A 19,269-nucleotide genomic window follows, 5' to 3' on the forward strand; every position below is an offset into this window, starting at 1 on the left:
AATGTCTGCGGTTTTTATACATCAAAAAGGACAATTTACTACTAAATTTAGTATTTTTTATCTCTCATTTGGAAAAATCATTTACCACTTTGAGTAATGTGTCAGATGATTTTGAAATTAGAGTTGAACTTTCTACTAAATTAGCAATATTGCTTGAAATATTTTCGATATCTTTTGACGTGGAAGCATACTGATTGCGTATCCCAGAAACTTTTTGGGCAATTTGTTCAAATGATTCTGCTAAGTGCTCTTGAGTTTGTACGCTTAATTGTACTTGTTCATCTACATTGTTGACACTAGACGTCATATCCGTAATGTTTTCTTCCATTTCTTGTATTAATCCAGAGACATTTTGTACTGCTTTCTTCGTTTCTTCAGCCAGTTTTCGAACTTCTTCTGCAACGACAGCAAATCCTTTTCCGTGTTCACCCGCACGAGCCGCTTCAATTGATGCATTTAAAGCAAGTAAGTTTGTTTGATCCGCTATGTTCGTCACTAAGTTTACAATTTCAGAAATGCTTTTAGAAGAAGAACGTAAGTTTGTCATGGACTCTTCTAATAAATTTACACTGTTTAAAATCGTGTTCATTAAGTTTGTCTGTTTTGCTAATTGTGCTTTCCCTTGGTTAGATTTTTCCTCTGTATCAGCAACGAAATCTAAACCTTGTGATGTGGCTGATGCGATATTTTGTGATTGTTCAGAAATCATTTGAATCGATGCTGTCGTTTCTTGATTCATGGCATTTAAATCTTCAGCAATGTTTTGGATGGAGATTAATAATGATTGTTTTACTTGATCATTTTCCATACGTAATCGTTCTTGCTCAATTTCGTAAGCTTCAATCACAAGTTGCATTTCTAAATTGATAATTTTAGAAAATGCATTGATGGCAAGAATTGCTTCTTCTTTAGAAATATCAAGCTTATTAATAAACTGAGTAAATGCTGTTGTTAAAGATTGGAAAGAAGCGATATACCATTTAGATGATAATCCAATTTTGATATGAGCAAGGGCAATTCTAGTTCGGTTCTCTAAATAATGATTATCAATTTGTCCTTCAAAAATATCTTGTAAATGCTTTGTTAAAGTAATTTTCAATCGATCAATTGTTGAGTATTGATTAATTAATTCTACTAAATGTTTATTCATTGAAATGTTTTCATAAAAAATATCAACCATCTTTGGAATATAGTTCTCAATAAGTGGTTTTAATTGTTTAAGGATGGCTAATTCTTTTTTTGTTAACTGAACCATTTCAATTTGTTTGGCTACAATAGGGTTCGCAGAAACGTTTATTCCTACTTCGTGAATATATTTTTCTTCATCAAAAAATTGATTATAATTTGATTTGTTTTCCTTGTTATAAAGTACAAACCTCATATGTATGCTCCATTCTAATTTAATTTTTTTATTGTTTGACCCATTACAGTTTAATTCCTGAATTTGTATTTTTATTATAAACAATGTAAAATACGATTAGTTTATTAGTTCGTATTGTTTTTTATTAAATTAGTAAAGGAAGTTTGTTAAGATGAATCAGCGAAGGCTTGCTTATATTATTGTGTCCATGGTGACAGTAGCAGTTATTTCCACATTAATGTTAAACAATATGTTTGATGAGGTACCGAAAAATCATAAAATTTTAATTATCATTAGTGCCACCTTGTTTTCAGGTCTTTTTGCCCGCGGGTTATTCCCTGCTGATCATCCCGATGAAATCGATTCTAAACATACAGATAATAAAAAGAATGGTAATTAAGCCCTCCTAATTTGAGAGGGCTTTTTTCATTTCTGTTTTTCTGTTTACAGAATACCATATTATTTAGTAGTATCTAAAGATTTTTTTGACTATAAATTGAAAATTGTGGAAAAGATATGAAAAAGAAACGGACAAAAGAATAAAATCAATGATAAAACACGCAAGGTTTTTGAAACTATTAATCAAATCATTCGTACATGTATATAACAAGAATTTCAATAACCTTAAAGGGGGTTAACAAATATATGGAAGAAAAATGGGCTAAAGTTATTATTCACGCAAGTGCTTTTTTTGCACCAGTTCTAGTACCAATTTTATTTTTCTTAATAAGCAGTGAAGAAAGTGTTAAACGAATATCGATTCAAGCATTGCTCTTCCAGTTTGTTATGTGGGTATTAATCGGTATTTCTGTCGTACTAAGTTTTCTTTTAATTGGTATTCCATTCTTAATTATCTTTGGAATTATGACATTTGTTGTACCAATTATCGGTATTTTCAATGCGCTGCGAGAAACACCTTGGAATTACCCAATTGTTGGCCGTTGGGTATAAAATAATTTCTCGTAAATGTAAAACTCCTGAGTATTCTTCAGCTTAGATGAATATATTGATAAAAAATCGGCAAAGCGTACTTTCATACGTATTGTCGATTTTTTTACAATAAAAATGGTCAAGGGTTTATCGTTGCAAATATGGAAAAAAGGAAATATAATAAAGTCAAAGATAGTCAAAGTCAAAAAGAGCGAGGTGAAGTTGTAATCATAATGAAAAATATTTCAGATTTAATTGAAGGGTATTTAAAACAAGTTATCGAATTAGGTGGTAAAGGACATATTGAAATTAAACGCAGCGAATTAGCCGATATGTTTCAATGCGTTCCCTCGCAAATTAATTACGTTATTAATACCCGATTCACAGTGGAACGAGGCTACCTTGTTGAAAGCAAACGAGGTGGCGGTGGATATATAAGAATTTTTCGTGTGAAACCAAGTTCAAAAGTTGAGCTGATTGAAAATATCATTAAACAAATTGAAAAAGGTGCCACGCAAAATATGGCTGAAGATATTATATATAGGCTGCTGGACGAAGGCGTTATAACCGACAGAGAGGCAACGATAATGCTCGCTGCCATCGATCGGAATACGTTAAAGTTACAACTCCCAGCTCGTGATGAATTGAGGGCCGCTATTTTAACATCGATGTTACTAACTTTAAAATACGAAAAATAAAGAGGTGGTGGGTCATGATTTGTGAACACTGTAAACAACGGAAAGCAACCGTTACAGTTACACAAATAATAAATGGCCATAAAAGTGAGAAGCATTATTGTGAAGTATGTGCAGCACAATTTCATCCATTCAACTTAGACTTTCATAAAGAAGAACAAATCCCAATCCATCAATTGTTATCTAATTGGTTTGGGATGCCTATTTGGAAAAATGAAACACAAGAAAGAGCTGTTCAACCATCCATCCAGACAAATGCATGTCCGGCTTGCGGATTTACTTTTCGTAAATTTTTAAATGAAGGTAAATTGGGTTGCCCACAATGCTATGAAACCTTTGGCGAAAAACTTCCGCAAGTACTTGCAAAAATACAAGCGGGAACCAAACATACTGGAAAAAGGCCTGGACAAAAAGTGGATAACAACCGAATTATTAAAAAACAAATTGAACATGCACGCGAACAGCTGCAATTAGCTATACAAGATGAACGTTTTGAAGATGCGGCGAAATTCAGAGATGAAATTAAAGCATTGGAACGCAAGCTTGAGATGGGAGGTGTTGATACACCATGAACCTTGAATATTTCTTAAAAGCGGAAGCACCGAGTTGGATGGGCGTTGACGGTGAAGAAAATGACATTGTCATTTCCACCCGGATTCGATTAGCGAGAAACTTGGATGGTTTCCGTTTCCCATTAATATTTACTGATGAAGAAGCGAAAACGGTTGATCAAATGGTTACGCAAGCTTTTTCCCAATTGAATAACGGAAATCACCATTTCTCTCATTTCACAATTCAAGAAATGCCCGTATTACAACGTCAAGTATTAGTTGAAAAACATCTCATTAGCCCGATGCTTGCCAATAGAGAAAAATTCGCTTCAGTTATCATTTCAAAAGATGAAGCCATTAGTGTGATGGTAAATGAAGAAGACCACTTAAGAATCCAATGTTTATCCCCTGGACTTCAACTAATAGAAACTTATGAAATGGCTAATAAATTAGATTGTCAGCTTGAAAAACTTTTACCGATTGCCTTCAATAACCAATTCGGCTATTTAACGAGTTGCCCTACAAATGTAGGAACTGGTTTACGAGCATCTGTGATGATGCATTTACCAGGACTTTCGATGATGAAGCAAATGAAAGTATTAACACAAATGCTAGCTCGTTTTGGCATGGTCGTGAGAGGTATTTACGGTGAGGGCAGTGAAAATCTAGGGAACATGTATCAAATTTCAAATCAAGTAACCCTCGGTAAAGCAGAAGATGAAATAATTGATGATTTACAAACTGTCGTGATGCAAATCATTGAACAAGAACGAAACGCAAGACAAACTCTATTAAAACAATCCCAAGTTGCTTTGGAGGACCGTATTCACCGTGCCTTTGGTACTTTGAAACATGCGCGGATTATGACAAGTGAAGAAGCAGCAACATGTTTATCTAATGTTCGCTTAGGCATAGATTTAGGCATAATTAAAAATGTTTCAAAACATGTATTAAATGAATGCACAATACTGATTCAACCAGGATTCGTACAACAATACGCAGGCACAACTTTGGAACCAGGAGAGCGAGATGTATTCCGAGCAAAATTAATACGAGAAAAATTAAACGATGGAAATTCGAAATTAAAGGAAAAAGGAGAGGAAAAACATGATGTTTAATCGTTTTACTCAACGAGCTCAAAAAGTGTTACAGTTGGCGCAAGAAGAAGCCATTCGTTGGAAGCATGAATCCATCGGAACTGAACATATCTTGCTCGGGCTAATTCGCGAAGGTGGAGGCATTGCTGCAAAAGCTTTAGAAGCGATTGATGTAAGCCCAGAGATGATTGAACGAGGTATCGAGGAACTAGTTGGAAAAGGTACGAAGGATGTTGGACCAATCGTTCACTATACACCAAGAGCTAAGAAAGTTATTGAACTATCCGTAGATGAATCTCGAAAACTGGGTCATGCTTACATCGGAACAGAACACATTTTACTTGCATTAATTCGTGAAGGTGAGGGTGTTGCAGCTCGAGTGCTTGCGAACGCTGGGGTAAGCTTAAATAAAGCGCGTCAACAAGTTTTATTGCTTCTCGGTAACAACGATGTTTCTCAAAATTCCAATCCAACTCAAACAGTAAGCACTCCAACACTTGATAGCCTGGCTCGAGATTTAACTGCAATTGCCCGTGAAGGTTCCCTTGACCCTGTAATTGGACGTAGCAAAGAAATTACACGAGTTATCGAAGTGTTATCTCGCCGCACGAAAAATAACCCGGTATTAATTGGTGAACCTGGTGTAGGTAAAACAGCGATTGCTGAGGGACTTGCTCAACAAATCGTTAATAATGAAGTACCGGAAACATTGCGCGATAAGCGTGTAATGACGCTTGATATGGGTACTGTTGTAGCAGGTACAAAATATCGTGGTGAATTTGAAGATCGTCTGAAAAAAGTAATGGATGAAATTCGCCAAGCGGGTAACGTCATTTTATTCATTGATGAACTTCATACATTGATTGGTGCTGGTGGTGCAGAAGGTGCGATTGACGCTTCGAACATTTTAAAACCGGCATTAGCTCGCGGTGAATTGCAATGTATCGGTGCAACTACGCTAGATGAATATCGTAAATACATTGAAAAAGATGCAGCTTTAGAACGTAGATTCCAACCGATTCAAGTCGATGAACCAACTGTGGAAGAAACAATTCAAATTATTCAAGGTCTTCGCGATCGTTACGAGGCGCATCACCGAGTAAAGATTACCGACGAAGCAATTGAAGCTGCGGCAAAATTATCTGACCGTTACATTTCAGACCGCTTCCTGCCAGATAAAGCCATTGACTTGATTGATGAAGCCGGATCTAAAGTGCGTTTGCGCTCATTTACAGTGCCACCAAATTTAAAAGCGCTTGAAGAAAAATTAGAACATGTGCGCAATGAGAAAAATGCAGCAGTTTCAAGTCAAGAATTTGAAAAAGCAGCAGCACTACGTGACACAGAGCAAAAAATTAAAGAAGAACTAGAACAAACGAAAAAATTATGGAAAGAAAAGCAAGGTAAAGAAGAATCAAAAGTAACAGTAGAAGATATCGCAGAAGTGGTATCCATGTGGACTGGAATACCAGTGAATAAACTGGCTCAAGAAGAGTCTGAAAAACTGTTGAACTTAGAAGAAGAATTGCATAAGCGCGTTGTCGGACAACATGAAGCGGTTGAGGCGATTTCTAGAGCTATCCGCCGTGCTCGCGCAGGATTGAAGGATCCGAAACGCCCGATTGGTTCATTTATCTTCTTAGGACCAACTGGGGTTGGTAAAACGGAACTTGCTAGAGCTTTAGCAGAAGTAATGTTTGGCGATGAAGATGCAATGATTCGTATCGATATGTCCGAATATATGGAGAAACACTCTACTTCTCGCCTAGTGGGTTCACCTCCTGGATATGTAGGATTTGAAGAAGGTGGGCAATTAACGGAAAAAGTCCGCCGCAAACCATATTCAGTGGTACTTTTAGATGAAATTGAAAAAGCGCACCCAGACGTATTCAATATCTTATTACAAGTGCTTGATGACGGTCGTTTAACAGATTCAAAAGGCCGCACAGTGGATTTCCGCAATACGGTTGTCATTATGACATCCAATATTGGTGCAGAAGCATTAAAGTATCAAAAGAATGTAGGATTCGGTGTGGGTGGAAGAGATAATAAATATAAAGACATGAAGAGCACGATGCTTGAAGAATTGAAAAAAGCATTCCGCCCAGAGTTCTTAAACCGTATTGATGAAACAATCGTATTCCAGCCGTTGGATAAAGAAGAATTGAAACAAATTGTATTATTGATGGCAAAATCTTTAATCAAACGCTTAAAAGAGCAAAACATTGAACTTGAACTAACAGATGCAGCTTTAGAGAAAATTGCTGAAGAAGGGTACGATCCACAATACGGTGCACGACCAATTCGAAGAGCTTTACAGAAAAATGTAGAAGACCGTTTATCAGAAGAGTTATTAAAAGGCACAGTTTCAACGAACAGTACAGTTGTATTTGACTATGTGGATGGCGAATTTGTCGTAAAACAAAAAGATGTTGTTGAAAGTGTATAATTATTGATTAGTCGAGCTGTACCAAAAGACACTGTACACTGTCTTTTTGGTACAGCTTATTTTTTCTTATTAACAGGTATTCATCTCCATTAAAGGAGCATCCGCACGAGTTTGGAGGTTATGTGCACGAGTAGAGGTAGTATTTGCACAAGTTTGGTGGTTAAATGCACAAGCAGAGGGGATATCTGCACAAGTGAAGGAATCATACGCACGAGCAAGTAGCTTTTCTTTCGTAGAGTGTAACTACACAAACAAGTTCTTGTGCTAAAACCGATATATTCAATAAATAGACCTACCTAGTCTAACGAAATTTTCTAGTACATCAATGAATCTAATCTAGTACCTTTGTTATAATAGCTATACCAAAAAAATTTGCAGGAGGACCTAATGGCAAAAAAGAAAACAAAGTTTTGCTGTCAATCATGTGGCTATGAATCTCCTAAATGGTTGGGGAGATGTCCTGGTTGTGGTGAGTGGAATACCTTTGTAGAAGAAATAGAAGTGATGACGAAATCTCGTGGAGTGTTTCAGCATTCGGAAGCTATAAGTCAGAAGGCCGTACCAATTATCAGCATCGAAACGCAAGAAGAACAAAGAGTCCAAACAAGCATGGTGGAACTAAATCGTGTGCTTGGAGGTGGCATAGTACCAGGTTCACTTGTTTTGATTGGGGGAGATCCTGGTATAGGGAAATCAACGCTACTTATGCAACTTTCCGCTGAATTATCCAATAATGGACATCGGGTGCTTTACATTTCAGGAGAAGAATCGTTGAAACAAACAAGATTACGCGCAACAAGAATCGGTGTCCAATCAAATGAATTATTTATTTATGCTGAAACTGATTTAGAACTCATTCGTCATAGTATTGAAGAGGTTCAACCGAAGTTTATCATTGTTGACTCCATTCAAACAGTGCATCATCCAGAAGTGACGAGTGCTCCTGGGAGCGTATCGCAAGTTAGAGAATGTACTTCAGAATTGATGAGAATAGCGAAGACGAAAGGAATTGCAACATTTCTTGTAGGACATGTTACAAAGGAAGGGCAAATTGCAGGGCCTAGAATATTAGAACATATGGTAGACACCGTACTATATTTTGAAGGTGAAAGACATCATACGTATCGAATATTAAGAAGCCATAAAAATCGCTTCGGATCAACTAATGAAATTGCTATTTTTGAAATGATTCATTCGGGTTTAAAAGAAGTGTTAAATCCGTCTGAATTATTTTTAGAAGAACGTTCACATGGGGCAGCTGGTTCGACGGTCGTTGCTTCCATGGAAGGTACAAGACCTATACTTGTCGAGATTCAATCATTAGTTACACCAACTAGTTTCAATTATCCAAAAAGAATGGCTACCGGTGTTGATCAAAATAGAGTTCAATTATTGATGGCTGTTTTGGAAAAAAGAATGGGCATGCTGTTGCAAGCGCAAGATGCATATATTAAGGTGGCAGGAGGCGTAAAGCTGGACGAACCTGCGATTGATCTCGCCGTTCTTACCTCCATAGTCTCCAGTTTTAGAAATCAGCCTGTTCAAGTTACAGATGTTTATATCGGTGAAGTAGGACTTACCGGAGAAGTAAGACGGGTATCCCGCATCGAACAAAGAGTTCATGAAGCTGCAAGACTTGGATTTAAACGAGCCATTATCCCTGCTTCTAATATAGGAGGTTGGGAATACCCAAAAGACATTGAAGTAATTGGGGTGCAAACCATTAACGAAGCATTAAGAGTTTGTTTTGGTAATTGATGAAAAGGGATGTCCATACCAATATTTATAATGTATGGGCATTTTTCCTTTTGAAATTGGGAAAAATAATTTTATATTCTGGACGAAAAGGGAAAAAAGTACAAATTATGTATTTCGTAGTTGTTTCAAATCGCAAACGATTCATGAACGATGTATAATTAATAGTAAGATAATATATCACAAAAAGGAGGTGGCTGTATGTTAAAAAGAGTAATTCAATTTGCTTTTCTTTTTATTGGGGGAGCACTAGGTTTTGTTTTTTTACCGCCATTATACGAAATTATAAATTTGTCATCTAATCCGTTGTTAAATAATCCATATACATCAGTCGCATTAGGAGCGTTGTTATTATTTCTTCTATCGTTTTCTTTATCAGATTATTGTGTGAAATTCATCAACTGGATGGAAGAGGTACTTTTTAAAATTCCAGCTGCAGACCTACTATTTGGTACTCTTGGGTTAATTGTCGGTTTAATTGTAGCATATTTTGTTGGGTTTGCGATTGAACGAATCAATATACCGGTAATTACTGATTTTTTACCAATAATATTATCTATTACACTCGGATATTTAGGATTTAGAGTCGGATTTAAAAAGAGGGAAGAATTATCACAAATATTTACCAAATCCGGTGTAGGATCAAAAAAGAAAGTTGGAGATTCTGGGCAAGTTGTTTCACAAGAAAAAACGCTATATAAATTGTTAGATACGAGCGTCATAATAGATGGTCGAATTGCGGATATCGCAACAACAGGATTTATAGAAGGTGTTTTAGTGGTGCCGCAGTTCGTATTAACCGAATTACAACATATTGCGGATTCCAGTGATACATTGAAGCGTACCCGTGGACGAAGAGGGTTAGATATGTTGAAAAAATTACAAGACGGAAAAACGGTAAATGTCATCATTTCTGAAGAAGATTTTGATGATGTTCAAGAAGTAGATTTAAAATTAGTACGGTTAGCGAAAAAAATGGGAGCAAAAATTTTAACAAATGATTTTAACTTAAACAAAGTATGTGATCTTCATCATGTACAAGTATTGAATATTAATGAGCTTGCGAACGCAGTAAAACCGGTTGTTATACCAGGAGAGGATATGCAAGTCGTTGTCATCAAAGATGGAAAAGAACAAAATCAAGGTGTTGCCTATTTAGATGATGGAACGATGATAGTTGTAGAAGGTGGTCGTAGTTACATTGGGCAATCTATTACAGTCACCGTTACAAGCGTACTGCAAACATCCGCCGGTCGCATGATTTTTGCTAAACCAAAAGACGAACAAGTTGCATAACCGTTGAAAAGTAAGAGTAGGAGTTGAGCACGTGGATTACGAAGTAGTATTGCCAGCAGCCGGTAGCGGAAAACGGATGGGAGCGGGAAAAAACAAATTATTTTTATCTTTAGCGAATAAACCGATCCTCATTCACACCCTCGAAATTTTTCAAAAGGATAGAAACTGTACGGGAATATATTTAGCGGTAAAACCAGAAGAAAGGGACTATATTCAACATTTATTAAATGATTATAAAATTACAAAGGTAAAGGGGTTACCAAATGGAGGGAAAGAACGTCAACATTCTGTTCATTCATGTTTAAAAGTAATGAATGATGTGGAGATTGTTCTCGTCCATGATGCTGCAAGACCGTTTATATCCCAACAAGTCATTGACCGTTTAGTGGAAACCGCATATGAAAAAGGGGCTGCGATAGCAGGAGTTCGAGCGAAGGATACGATGAAAAAAGTACAAGATGGTATTATTGTTGAAACGGTAGATCGGGAAAACCTATGGTCAATCCAAACGCCGCAAGCATTTCGTTACGAACTGTTACGGCATGCGGAGGATGTAGCGGAAAAAGAAGGATTTTTAGGAACGGACGAAGCGATGCTAGTGGAGCGCCTCGGTTATGAAATCCATATTGTTGAAAGCAATTATGAAAATATTAAAATGACGACGAAAGAAGATTTATTATTTGGTGAAGCCATCTTAAAAAACCGCCAGATGCAGAAAGAAGGTACCTCACAAATCTTTTAGATTGGTGAGGTCTTTTCTTGTTTCCATACATAATAATTGGGTTGAATGTATGCTTACAATCCATACAAATGGGAAATATGTTAATATATGAAGTGGCAATTTGGAATCTGATTTTACAGTAAAGGATGGTGAACGCTGCATATAAGGCTGAACAGTCTTTCATCATGCAGCTACAATATGTTTCGTGTTGGACAAGGATTTGATGTGCATGCGTTTCAAGAAGGGCGGCCACTTATTATCGGAGGCATAGAGATACCTCATACGAAAGGCCTTGTTGGTCATTCCGATGCGGATGTGTTATTACATGCAATTACAGATGCGGCCCTTGGAGCAATTGGAGAAGGAGATATCGGACGTCATTTTCCAGATACAGATCCAAAATATAAAGATGCAGATTCAGCGAAATTATTGGAGTATATATGGAAAATAGTAAATGATAAAGGGTATATTCTTGGGAATGTTGATTGTACAATTATGGCTCAAAAGCCTAAAATGGCTCCATATATTGAGCAAATGCGAAATCGCATAGCAGAACTTTTGGATGCGAACCCGTCTCAAGTAAACGTCAAAGCAACTACAACGGAAAAATTAGGCTTTGTTGGCCGAGAAGAAGGTATAGCAGCATTAGCAACAATATTGTTAATAAAAAAGCAATAGTTCTCAAATGTTGAAAGAAGATGAATTCGTTCCTGAAAAGTTAAAATTTCTTCCCTCTCATTAACTTTTCAATGTGAAGACAGAGTGGTAAAATGTACAAAAGTTAAGGGAAGCATTGGAAATGGCAATATTCTAGTAGTGGCCAAATAAAAATGAAGGTTTTTATCTGGTAAACTTAGGAGGAAAAATTATGACAAAACAAGTTCGTGTTCGGTATGCGCCAAGTCCTACCGGTCATTTACATATTGGTGGAGCGCGTACTGCGTTATTTAATTATTTGTTTGCAAAACATTACAACGGAACATTTGTTGTTCGCATTGAAGATACGGATACGGAGCGCAATGTTGAGGGTGGAGAAGCGTCACAGCTTGATAATCTGCGCTGGCTTGGAATAATTCCAGATGAATCTGTAGATATTGGCGGACCTTATGCGCCATATCGCCAAACGGAAAGACTAGATATATATAAGAAACATGCGGAAGAGCTATTAGAACGAGGTCTAGCTTATAAATGTTTCTGCACACCTGAAGAATTGGAAGCTTCAAGAGAAGCCCAAAGAGCAAAAGGCATTCCTGCTCCAACTTACGAAGGCAAATGCCGCCATTTAACGAAAGTGGAAATCGCTGAAAAAGAAGCGCAGGGAATTCCTTATACAATCCGTTTTAAAGTTCCAGAAAATGTAACATACAAATTTAATGATTTAGTGCGCGGAGAAGTTACTTTTGAATCTAAAGATATTGGCGATTGGGTTATCGTGAAGGCGAATGGAATTCCTACTTATAACTTTGCGGTTGTTTTGGATGACCATTATATGGAAATTACGCATGTATTCCGCGGAGAAGAACACTTATCTAATACGCCGAAACAAATGATGATTTTTGATGCTTTCGATTGGGAATACCCTGAGTTCGGCCATTTAACAATCATTGTGAACGAAAATCATAAGAAGTTATCAAAACGTGATGAATCCATTATCCAGTTCGTTTCTCAATATAAAGAGCTTGGATATTTACCAGAAGCGATGTTCAACTTCTTTGCATTGCTTGGTTGGTCTCCGGAAGGGGAAGAAGAAATCTTTACAAAAGAACAATTGATTGAAATTTTTGATGAGAAGCGTTTATCAAAATCACCGTCAATGTTTGACCGGAATAAACTAACATGGATGAACAACCAATACATTAAAAAATTGTCATTGGATGAAGTAGTAGACTTAGCACTTCCTCACTTGCAAAAAGCCGGTTTACTTCCTTTAGAATTGACTAGTGAACAAAAACAATGGGCAACAAAATTGATTGCGTTATACCATAATCAAATGAGTTATGGTGCAGAAATTGTTGAATTATCTAGCTTGTTCTTTAAAGATGAAATTGAATATGATGAAGCTGCCCAAGAAGTACTAGCTTTAGAACATATTAAAGAATTGGCTGCATCATTTAAACAGCAATTAGAGGCTTCGGAAGCTTTTGATGCTTCGTCAATTAAAGCGGCAATTAAAGCAGTACAAAAAGAAACTGGATATAAAGGGAAAAACTTATTTATGCCAATTCGAGTGATGACAACAGGCCAAACTCATGGTCCGGAATTGGCGGATGCAATCGAATTAGTGGGCAAAGAAAAAGTTTTAGCCCGATTAGAAAAATTCACAAATTAATATTTTTTAGATGAACGGTTTTTGAGCCTTGGATATAATGATATAAAAGTGAAAGCGTTGAAAAGGAGAAGTACGTAAAATATGTTTGAAAGAGAGGGTCACCACAGGCTGAAAGTGACCTAAACCTCTATTTTACGGAAATGCACCTTTGAGCACTTTGCTGAAATGGAGTAGGCAAGTCGGCTAGTCACCGTTAAAGACCTCGAGCGGAAAGCTTCATGCTTTCAACCAGAGTGGAACCGCGCGAATTGGCGTCTCTGTCATAGTGATATGATGGAGGCGTTTTTTATTCAGCTAATTTTTATTGGCTACCTGTAGAGAAATGGTGGTAATTTAGTTATAGAAGGATATATTTGTTCGGAGAAAATTGGCTAAAGGAGAGAATGACATGGCAATTCAAATTTACAATACGTTAACAAGAAGAAAAGAACCATTTGTTCCTCTTGAAGAGGGAAAAGTAAAAATGTACGTATGCGGACCAACTGTTTATAACTACATTCATATAGGCAATGCACGTCCTGCCATTGTCTATGATACCGTAAGAAGATATTTGCAATATAAAGGGTTTGATGTGAAGTATGTATCAAACTTCACCGATGTGGACGACAAAATTATTAAGGCAGCTAACGAGTTAGGAGAAGAAGTTTCTGAACTGACAGAGCGTTTTATAAAAGCTTATTTTGAGGATATCACTGCACTTGGATGCAAAAAAGCGGATGTTCATCCGAGAGTGACAGAACATATGGATGAAATTATTGAATTTATTAAAGTATTAATCAATAAAGGGTATGCTTATGAATCTCAAGGGGATGTATATTTCCGCACACGCAAGTTTGAAGGTTATGGAAAACTAAGTCATCAGTCAATTGATGATTTAAAAGTAGGCGCACGTATCGAAGCGGGTGAAAAGAAAGAAGACCCACTAGACTTTGCTCTTTGGAAAGCTGCAAAACCAGGTGAAATTCACTGGAGTAGCCCTTGGGGTGAAGGACGACCTGGATGGCATATTGAATGCTCCGTAATGGCAAGAGCTCATCTAGGTGACACAATTGACATTCATGCTGGAGGTCAAGATTTAACGTTCCCGCACCACGAAAATGAAATTGCTCAGTCTGAAAGCTATACCGGAAAACTTTTTGCCCGTTACTGGATGCATAATGGGTATATTAATATTGATAACGAAAAAATGTCAAAATCTCTTGGGAATTTCGTATTAGTCCACGATATTATCCAGAAAATTGATCCGCAAGTATTAAGATTTTTCATGCTTTCTGTACATTATCGTCATCCAATCAATTTCTCAGAAGAATTGATTGAATCCGCTCGAAGTGGATTGGAGCGCTTGCGCACAGCTTATTCGAATCTTCAACATCGACTAAAATCTACGACGAACCTTGCAGAAAATAGTGAATTGTATTTAGAAAAAATCGATGAGTTGAAAAAACAATTCGAGAAGGAAATGGATGATGATTTCAATACAGCTAACGGTATTTCTGTTTTATTTGAACTAGCTCGCACGTCAAATACGTATGTAAACGAAACAAATACGGATGAAAAAGTGCTAAAAGCATTTATTGAAACATTTGAAGTTCTTAGTGGTGTTTTAGGAATTAAATTAGCTGTTGAGATGGAAATTTTAGATGAAGAAATTGAAAAGTTAATTGAAGAGCGTAATATTGCACGAAAAAATCGTGATTTCAAGAGAGCGGATGAAATTCGTGACCAATTATTAAGTATGAACATAATTTTAGAAGATACACGACAAGGTACTCGCTGGAAACGAGGTTCATAAGATGGCACAACTAGTTGATATTAAGCAATTAAACGCACTTGCATTAGCATATATGGGGGACGCCGTTTTAGAGGTGCGCGTTAGGGAACATTTATTGTTAAGCGGTCGAACGAAACCGAATACGCTGCACCATGAGGCGACAAAATATGTCTCTGCTAAAGCTCAATCAATGATTGTGCATCGCATGATAGAAGAACAGTATTTAACGGAAGAAGAGTTAGCAATTTATAGACGTGGGCGCAATGCAAAGTCTGGTACTGTTCCGAAAAATACGGATGTTCAAACTTATCGCAATAGTTCCGGATTTGAAGCAGTTCTCGGCAGTCTTTATTTAACAAAACAGTATGAACGTATGAATAAAATAATTGATTATGCAATACAAATCGTTGAAGAAGCGAAAGGAGCGTCATAACATGAGCGAAAGTGGAGAAATGATTGCTGGCAAAAACCCGGTATTAGAAGCCCTTCGTTCAGGCCGAGAAATGAACAAAATATGGATTAGTGAAGGTGTAAAAAAATCGGGAATTAAGGAAGTGCTGGATTTAGCCCGCGAGCGAGGAGTATTTGTACAATTTGTGCCAAAGAAAAAAATCGATCAACTTTCAAGTGCCAACCATCAAGGTATCGTTGCTTCTGTCGCTGCTTATAAGTATGCGGAACTCGATGATTTATTTGATGTGGCCAAAGCAAGAAGCGAAGATCCATTTTTCATCATTTTAGATGAATTAGAAGACCCTCATAATCTTGGCTCAATTATGCGAACTGCAGATGCGATTGGCGTTCATGGTATAATCATACCAAAGAGACGTTCTGTTGGACTTACAGCAACGGTAGCGAAAGCTTCTACAGGAGCTATTGAGCATGTTCCTGTTTGCAGAGTGAACAATTTAGCGCAAACAGTAGATGAGTTAAAAGAAAGAGGCGTCTGGATTGCTGGAACAGATGCAAAAGGTAGCACCGACTATCGAAAAATGGATGCTACCTTGCCACTAGCTATCATTATTGGAAGTGAAGGGAAAGGAATGAGTAGACTACTGAAGGAGAAATGTGACTTTCTCTATCATTTGCCAATGGTTGGGCATGTTAATTCATTGAATGCGTCTGTTGCAGCGGCATTATTAATGTATGAAGTGTACCGAAAACGTCAAGAAGTGAATGATTAGTTATGAAAAACATTCTAATAGTTGATGGATATAATATGATAGGTGCTTGGAAAGAATTGCGGCCTTTAAAAGATACAGATTTAGAGGAAGCTAGAAATCGCCTGCTTGAACTAATGGCAGAATATAAAGCCGCTATGGGATGGCGGGTGATTGTTGTTTTCGATGCCTATCATGTTTCTGGGGCAGAGAAATCTTATGTACAAAATGCGGTGGAAGTAATTTTTACAAGAAAGAACGAAACGGCAGATGAGCGTATTGAAAAATTATCAAACGAGCTGAAAGGGAGGAAAGTCCAAATATACGTAGCAACTTCTGATATGACGGAGCAAAACGTAATATTTGGGAATGGTGCCCTTCGAAAATCAGCCCGTGAACTAGAAATAGAGTTGGAAATTATTCAATCAAAAATATCAAAAAGAGTAGAAACTTCGCAGAAAGAAAGACCTAAATCTAGAATCCCATTATCGAAAGAAGTAGAGTTAGCCTTCGAAAAATGGAGAAGAGGTTTAAAATAATCAATTGACCTATATTTTCCAATTCATATATACTGTTCCTAATATGATTTATACGTCTGGGGTGAGGCCGTTGCTAAAAACAGAGCAATCGCAAGTAGTACAATCTTTTGACGAGCTAACGGATGAACAACTTGTTGAACTAGTGCATCAAGGTAATACAGAGGCGTTAGATTACTTAATTAATAAATACCGTGTATTCGTAAAGGCGAAAGCTCGCTCTTATTTTTTAATAGGAGCGGACAAGGAAGATATTATACAAGAGGGAATGATAGGTTTATATAAAGCCATAAGAGATTTTAAAGAGGACAAGCTTGTTTCCTTTAAAGCTTTTGCAGAGTTATGTATTACGCGCCAAATTATTACTGCTATTAAGACGGCAACGCGTCAGAAACATATTCCACTCAATTCCTATGTTTCTCTTGATAAACCAATATATGATGAAGAGTCGGATCGGACGTTGATGGATGTCATTACATGCTCGGAATCAGAAAATCCAGAACATTTAATGATTAACCGAGAAGAGTACTCCTATTTGGAAGAAAAAATTAGCGAAATTTTAAGCGAACTTGAACAACAAGTGCTTACTTTATATTTAGATGGACAATCTTATAATGAGATTTCTGAAGAATTAAATCGTCATGTAAAGTCAATTGATAATGCATTGCAACGGGTGAAACGGAAATTGGAGCGCCATTTAGAAAATGGGGAAATTATTTGAAACTCATTCCTCAATTATTGACAGCATGTTTTTTTGGTGTTAGTCTTTAAAAGATAAAATGCCAGAATAGAGGTTTTTTCAGTGGCAAAGAAAATTGTATTAAGCTGTGAAGAGTGTGGTTCTAGAAATTACACTTATCCTGAAAAAGACAGCTCAACTAGATTACAATTGAAAAAGTATTGTCAGCGCTGCAATCGACACACATTACACAAACAAACGCGCTAGTTGAAATAGAGAAGACAGATGATTTATTCGGAGGTTAAGCTAGAATGGGCAAAATAAAACAATTTCTGCAAGAAGTTATGTCCGAAATGAGAAAGACAAGCTGGCCAAAAAGCAAAGAGCTTACAAAATATACGATTGTTGTAATCACAACAGTCATTTTTGTAGCAATCTTTTTTGTGCTTGTAGATTTATTGATTTCGGGAGCATTCCGTTGGTATTTAAAAATATAATTATAGCCCCATACTAAATATCTTTCGAAAAATAGCCCGTCTAACATTTCGCGGGTTTTTTTCATTTATGTTGTAAATTATAATATTAAATACAGATTCAACGGGTTGTAATTGTAAAGGAGGGAAGGACGAATAGTCCAATATACATTATGGAAAAACAATGGTATGTAGTTCATACTTATTCAGGTTATGAAAATCGTGTAAAAGCAAATCTCGAAAAACGAGTAGAAACAATGGGGATGCAAGATCTCATTTTCCGTGTAATCATCCCTGAACATGAAGAAACTGATTTAAAAGATGGAAAAAAACGTACGGTGATGCGAAAAGTTTTCCCGGGTTACGTATTAGTTGAAATGATTTTAACTGATGATTCTTGGTACGTTGTTCGCAATACCCCAGGAGTGACAGGATTTATTGGCTCATCAGGCGGAGGAGCAAAACCGACACCTTTACTGCCTGAAGAAGTAGATCGTCTGCTTCGTTCAATGGGATTACACAAAAAAGCAATTGGCGAGTTAGATATTGCTGTTGGCGATCTAGTTGAAGTGTTAGATGGACCATTTGCTCATTTCCAAGGAAATGTAGAGGAAATAGATGTGGATAAAGGAAAAGTAAAAGTTTCAGTTGACATGTTCGGTCGGGAAACGAAAATGGAATTAGATTTCGAACAAGTACAACGGGTATAAACCTTTAAAAAAGAGTAAAAAATTTCAATGGTTTGCACATTTTAACCAATTTGGTTAACAAATAATTTATATCTTTATAATATTTTTACTTGCTTAAGAATATGAAAAATGATATCATTTCATAGGTCAGACTAGTTTTTTTAGTCTGCGATATGAGTTAATGATATTTTATCGGCATGGCTGATAAATGTATATTTGAGTGGGAGGGGCAACCCAATATACCACATCACGGACTTAAGGAGGTGTGTCTCGTGGCTAAAAAAGTTATTAAAATTGTTAAACTTCAAATCCCTGCTGGTAAAGCGAATCCAGCTCCACCAGTTGGTCCTGCATTAGGTCAAGCAGGTGTAAACATCATGGGATTCTGTAAAGAATTTAACGCTCGTACTGCTGATCAAGCAGGTTTGATTATACCTGTTGAAATTACAGTATTCGAAGACCGTTCTTTCACTTTTATTACAAAAACTCCACCTGCAGCTGTATTGCTTAAAAAAGCAGCAGGTATTGAATCAGGTTCTGGTGAGCCAAACCGTAAAAAAGTTGCAACGGTTAAACGTGATAAAGTTCGCGAAATCGCAGAACTAAAAATGCCTGATTTAAATGCTGCATCTGTTGAAGCGGCTATGGCAATGGTTGAAGGTACAGCACGAAGCATGGGTATTGAAATCGTTGACTAATCCATTGTAATTCGTGTTAGTTTTTGTAGGTTGCGCAAGTTCTGTTGAACACGCAACCTTTATTCGTGGGAGGTAAATTT

Annotated in this window: 21 protein-coding genes, 1 pseudogene and 1 other annotated feature; of the genes and pseudogenes, 20 read left to right on the forward strand and 2 right to left on the reverse strand. The window is 36.9% G+C overall.

Translation table 11 applies throughout. The annotated features are described in order from the left end of the window. Positions 1-64: 64 nt before the first annotated feature. Entirely contained in the window at positions 65-856 is a 792-nt protein-coding gene (locus tag HF990_RS15355; protein WP_408056484.1) for a methyl-accepting chemotaxis protein, read from the reverse strand. Continuing rightward, positions 830-1,381, reverse strand: a pseudogene (locus HF990_RS15360) (protoglobin domain-containing protein); the annotation flags it as partial. The pseudogene HF990_RS15360 and the gene HF990_RS15355, both read right to left, overlap by 27 nt. A gap of 151 nt (positions 1,382-1,532) precedes the next feature. On the opposite strand from HF990_RS15360, the gene HF990_RS06820 reads away from it, so the two are divergent. The 20 genes from HF990_RS06820 (at position 1,533) to rplK (ending at position 19,189) form a co-directional block, all read left to right on the forward strand. Continuing rightward, positions 1,533-1,760 (forward strand): hypothetical protein, encoded by a 228-nt coding sequence (locus HF990_RS06820; protein ID WP_016838522.1) that lies wholly within the window; start codon positions 1,533-1,535, stop codon positions 1,758-1,760. A gap of 245 nt (positions 1,761-2,005) precedes the next feature. Next, positions 2,006-2,311 carry a DUF4870 domain-containing protein gene (locus tag HF990_RS06825; RefSeq protein WP_016838523.1) on the forward strand — a complete coding sequence of 102 codons (306 nt, stop codon included), beginning with the start codon at positions 2,006-2,008 and terminating at the stop codon, positions 2,309-2,311. A gap of 212 nt (positions 2,312-2,523) precedes the next feature. Next, entirely contained in the window at positions 2,524-2,988 is a 465-nt protein-coding gene (locus HF990_RS06830; protein ID WP_026019087.1) for a CtsR family transcriptional regulator, read from the forward strand. A gap of 14 nt (positions 2,989-3,002) precedes the next feature. Next, the gene (locus HF990_RS06835) at positions 3,003-3,557 is read left to right on the forward strand and encodes a UvrB/UvrC motif-containing protein (RefSeq protein ID WP_016838525.1); all 555 of its coding nucleotides are present in this window, start codon (positions 3,003-3,005) and stop codon (positions 3,555-3,557) included. Beyond that, positions 3,554-4,654 (forward strand): protein arginine kinase, encoded by a 1,101-nt coding sequence (locus HF990_RS06840; RefSeq protein ID WP_016838526.1) that lies wholly within the window; start codon positions 3,554-3,556, stop codon positions 4,652-4,654. Before HF990_RS06835 ends, HF990_RS06840 begins: the two co-directional genes overlap by 4 nt. Next, positions 4,644-7,082: an ATP-dependent Clp protease ATP-binding subunit gene (locus HF990_RS06845; RefSeq protein WP_016838527.1), complete on the forward strand. Its 2,439-nt coding sequence runs from the start codon at positions 4,644-4,646 to the stop codon at positions 7,080-7,082. The genes HF990_RS06840 and HF990_RS06845 overlap by 11 nt, the downstream gene beginning before the upstream one ends. A 387-nt stretch (positions 7,083-7,469) precedes the next feature. Then, positions 7,470-8,840 (forward strand): DNA repair protein RadA, encoded by a 1,371-nt coding sequence (radA, locus tag HF990_RS06850; protein WP_016838528.1) that lies wholly within the window; start codon positions 7,470-7,472, stop codon positions 8,838-8,840. A 198-nt stretch (positions 8,841-9,038) separates the two neighbouring features. Continuing rightward, positions 9,039-10,133, forward strand: coding sequence for a PIN/TRAM domain-containing protein (locus HF990_RS06855; protein ID WP_016838530.1), 1,095 nt, complete (start codon positions 9,039-9,041; stop codon positions 10,131-10,133). 31 nt (positions 10,134-10,164) lie between these two features. Continuing rightward, positions 10,165-10,875, forward strand: coding sequence for a 2-C-methyl-D-erythritol 4-phosphate cytidylyltransferase (gene ispD / locus HF990_RS06860; RefSeq protein WP_016838531.1), 711 nt, complete (start codon positions 10,165-10,167; stop codon positions 10,873-10,875). Between the two features lie 177 nt (positions 10,876-11,052). Beyond that, on the forward strand, positions 11,053-11,532 hold the full coding sequence (gene ispF, locus HF990_RS06865) for a 2-C-methyl-D-erythritol 2,4-cyclodiphosphate synthase (RefSeq protein ID WP_016838532.1): 480 nt from the start codon (positions 11,053-11,055) through the stop codon (positions 11,530-11,532). 190 nt (positions 11,533-11,722) lie between these two features. Further along, positions 11,723-13,183 (forward strand): glutamate--tRNA ligase, encoded by a 1,461-nt coding sequence (gene gltX, locus HF990_RS06870; RefSeq protein WP_168412260.1) that lies wholly within the window; start codon positions 11,723-11,725, stop codon positions 13,181-13,183. 48 nt (positions 13,184-13,231) lie between these two features. After that, positions 13,232-13,445: a binding site (T-box leader), on the forward strand. A gap of 126 nt (positions 13,446-13,571) precedes the next feature. Next, complete coding sequence (gene cysS, locus HF990_RS06875; protein WP_168412261.1) at positions 13,572-14,975, forward strand: cysteine--tRNA ligase; 1,404 nt, start codon at positions 13,572-13,574, stop codon at positions 14,973-14,975. A gap of 1 nt (position 14,976) precedes the next feature. Further along, positions 14,977-15,387, forward strand: coding sequence for a Mini-ribonuclease 3 (locus tag HF990_RS06880; RefSeq protein ID WP_168412262.1), 411 nt, complete (start codon positions 14,977-14,979; stop codon positions 15,385-15,387). A gap of 1 nt (position 15,388) precedes the next feature. Then, positions 15,389-16,138, forward strand: a complete 750-nt coding sequence (rlmB, locus tag HF990_RS06885; protein WP_016838536.1) for a 23S rRNA (guanosine(2251)-2'-O)-methyltransferase RlmB — start codon at positions 15,389-15,391, stop codon at positions 16,136-16,138. A gap of 2 nt (positions 16,139-16,140) precedes the next feature. Next, a complete protein-coding gene (locus HF990_RS06890) occupies positions 16,141-16,653 on the forward strand; it encodes an NYN domain-containing protein (RefSeq protein WP_016838537.1) in 513 nt (170 codons plus the stop codon). 70 nt (positions 16,654-16,723) lie between these two features. Then, the gene (gene sigH / locus HF990_RS06895) at positions 16,724-17,371 is read left to right on the forward strand and encodes an RNA polymerase sporulation sigma factor SigH (RefSeq protein ID WP_016838538.1); all 648 of its coding nucleotides are present in this window, start codon (positions 16,724-16,726) and stop codon (positions 17,369-17,371) included. A gap of 81 nt (positions 17,372-17,452) precedes the next feature. After that, positions 17,453-17,596: a 50S ribosomal protein L33 gene (rpmG, locus tag HF990_RS06900; protein WP_083839531.1), complete on the forward strand. Its 144-nt coding sequence runs from the start codon at positions 17,453-17,455 to the stop codon at positions 17,594-17,596. A 44-nt stretch (positions 17,597-17,640) separates the two neighbouring features. Further along, positions 17,641-17,826 carry a preprotein translocase subunit SecE gene (gene secE, locus HF990_RS06905; protein ID WP_016838539.1) on the forward strand — a complete coding sequence of 62 codons (186 nt, stop codon included), beginning with the start codon at positions 17,641-17,643 and terminating at the stop codon, positions 17,824-17,826. Between the two features lie 149 nt (positions 17,827-17,975). Next, the gene (gene nusG, locus HF990_RS06910) at positions 17,976-18,512 is read left to right on the forward strand and encodes a transcription termination/antitermination protein NusG (protein ID WP_016838540.1); all 537 of its coding nucleotides are present in this window, start codon (positions 17,976-17,978) and stop codon (positions 18,510-18,512) included. Between the two features lie 251 nt (positions 18,513-18,763). Continuing rightward, a complete protein-coding gene (gene rplK / locus HF990_RS06915; protein WP_016838541.1) occupies positions 18,764-19,189 on the forward strand; it encodes a 50S ribosomal protein L11 in 426 nt (141 codons plus the stop codon). Positions 19,190-19,269: the final 80 nt, after the last annotated feature.

Origin of the sequence: Ureibacillus thermosphaericus (assembly GCF_012396605.1) — a bacterium.
GTDB classification, from domain to species: Bacteria; Bacillota; Bacilli; order Bacillales_A; family Planococcaceae; genus Ureibacillus; species Ureibacillus thermosphaericus.

Coding starts and splice junctions, on each gene's coding strand:
- HF990_RS15355 (WP_408056484.1), bottom strand. CDS start 856: ATGCAACTTGTGATTGAAGCTTACGAAATTGAGCAAGAACGATTACGT.
- HF990_RS06820 (WP_016838522.1), top strand. CDS start 1,533: ATGAATCAGCGAAGGCTTGCTTATATTATTGTGTCCATGGTGACAGTA.
- HF990_RS06825 (WP_016838523.1), top strand. CDS start 2,006: ATGGAAGAAAAATGGGCTAAAGTTATTATTCACGCAAGTGCTTTTTTT.
- HF990_RS06830 (WP_026019087.1), top strand. CDS start 2,524: ATGAAAAATATTTCAGATTTAATTGAAGGGTATTTAAAACAAGTTATC.
- HF990_RS06835 (WP_016838525.1), top strand. CDS start 3,003: ATGATTTGTGAACACTGTAAACAACGGAAAGCAACCGTTACAGTTACA.
- HF990_RS06840 (WP_016838526.1), top strand. CDS start 3,554: ATGAACCTTGAATATTTCTTAAAAGCGGAAGCACCGAGTTGGATGGGC.
- HF990_RS06845 (WP_016838527.1), top strand. CDS start 4,644: ATGATGTTTAATCGTTTTACTCAACGAGCTCAAAAAGTGTTACAGTTG.
- radA (WP_016838528.1), top strand. CDS start 7,470: ATGGCAAAAAAGAAAACAAAGTTTTGCTGTCAATCATGTGGCTATGAA.
- HF990_RS06855 (WP_016838530.1), top strand. CDS start 9,039: ATGTTAAAAAGAGTAATTCAATTTGCTTTTCTTTTTATTGGGGGAGCA.
- ispF (WP_016838532.1), top strand. CDS start 11,053: ATGTTTCGTGTTGGACAAGGATTTGATGTGCATGCGTTTCAAGAAGGG.
- gltX (WP_168412260.1), top strand. CDS start 11,723: ATGACAAAACAAGTTCGTGTTCGGTATGCGCCAAGTCCTACCGGTCAT.
- cysS (WP_168412261.1), top strand. CDS start 13,572: ATGGCAATTCAAATTTACAATACGTTAACAAGAAGAAAAGAACCATTT.
- HF990_RS06880 (WP_168412262.1), top strand. CDS start 14,977: ATGGCACAACTAGTTGATATTAAGCAATTAAACGCACTTGCATTAGCA.
- rlmB (WP_016838536.1), top strand. CDS start 15,389: ATGAGCGAAAGTGGAGAAATGATTGCTGGCAAAAACCCGGTATTAGAA.
- HF990_RS06890 (WP_016838537.1), top strand. CDS start 16,141: ATGAAAAACATTCTAATAGTTGATGGATATAATATGATAGGTGCTTGG.
- secE (WP_016838539.1), top strand. CDS start 17,641: ATGGGCAAAATAAAACAATTTCTGCAAGAAGTTATGTCCGAAATGAGA.
- nusG (WP_016838540.1), top strand. CDS start 17,976: ATGGAAAAACAATGGTATGTAGTTCATACTTATTCAGGTTATGAAAAT.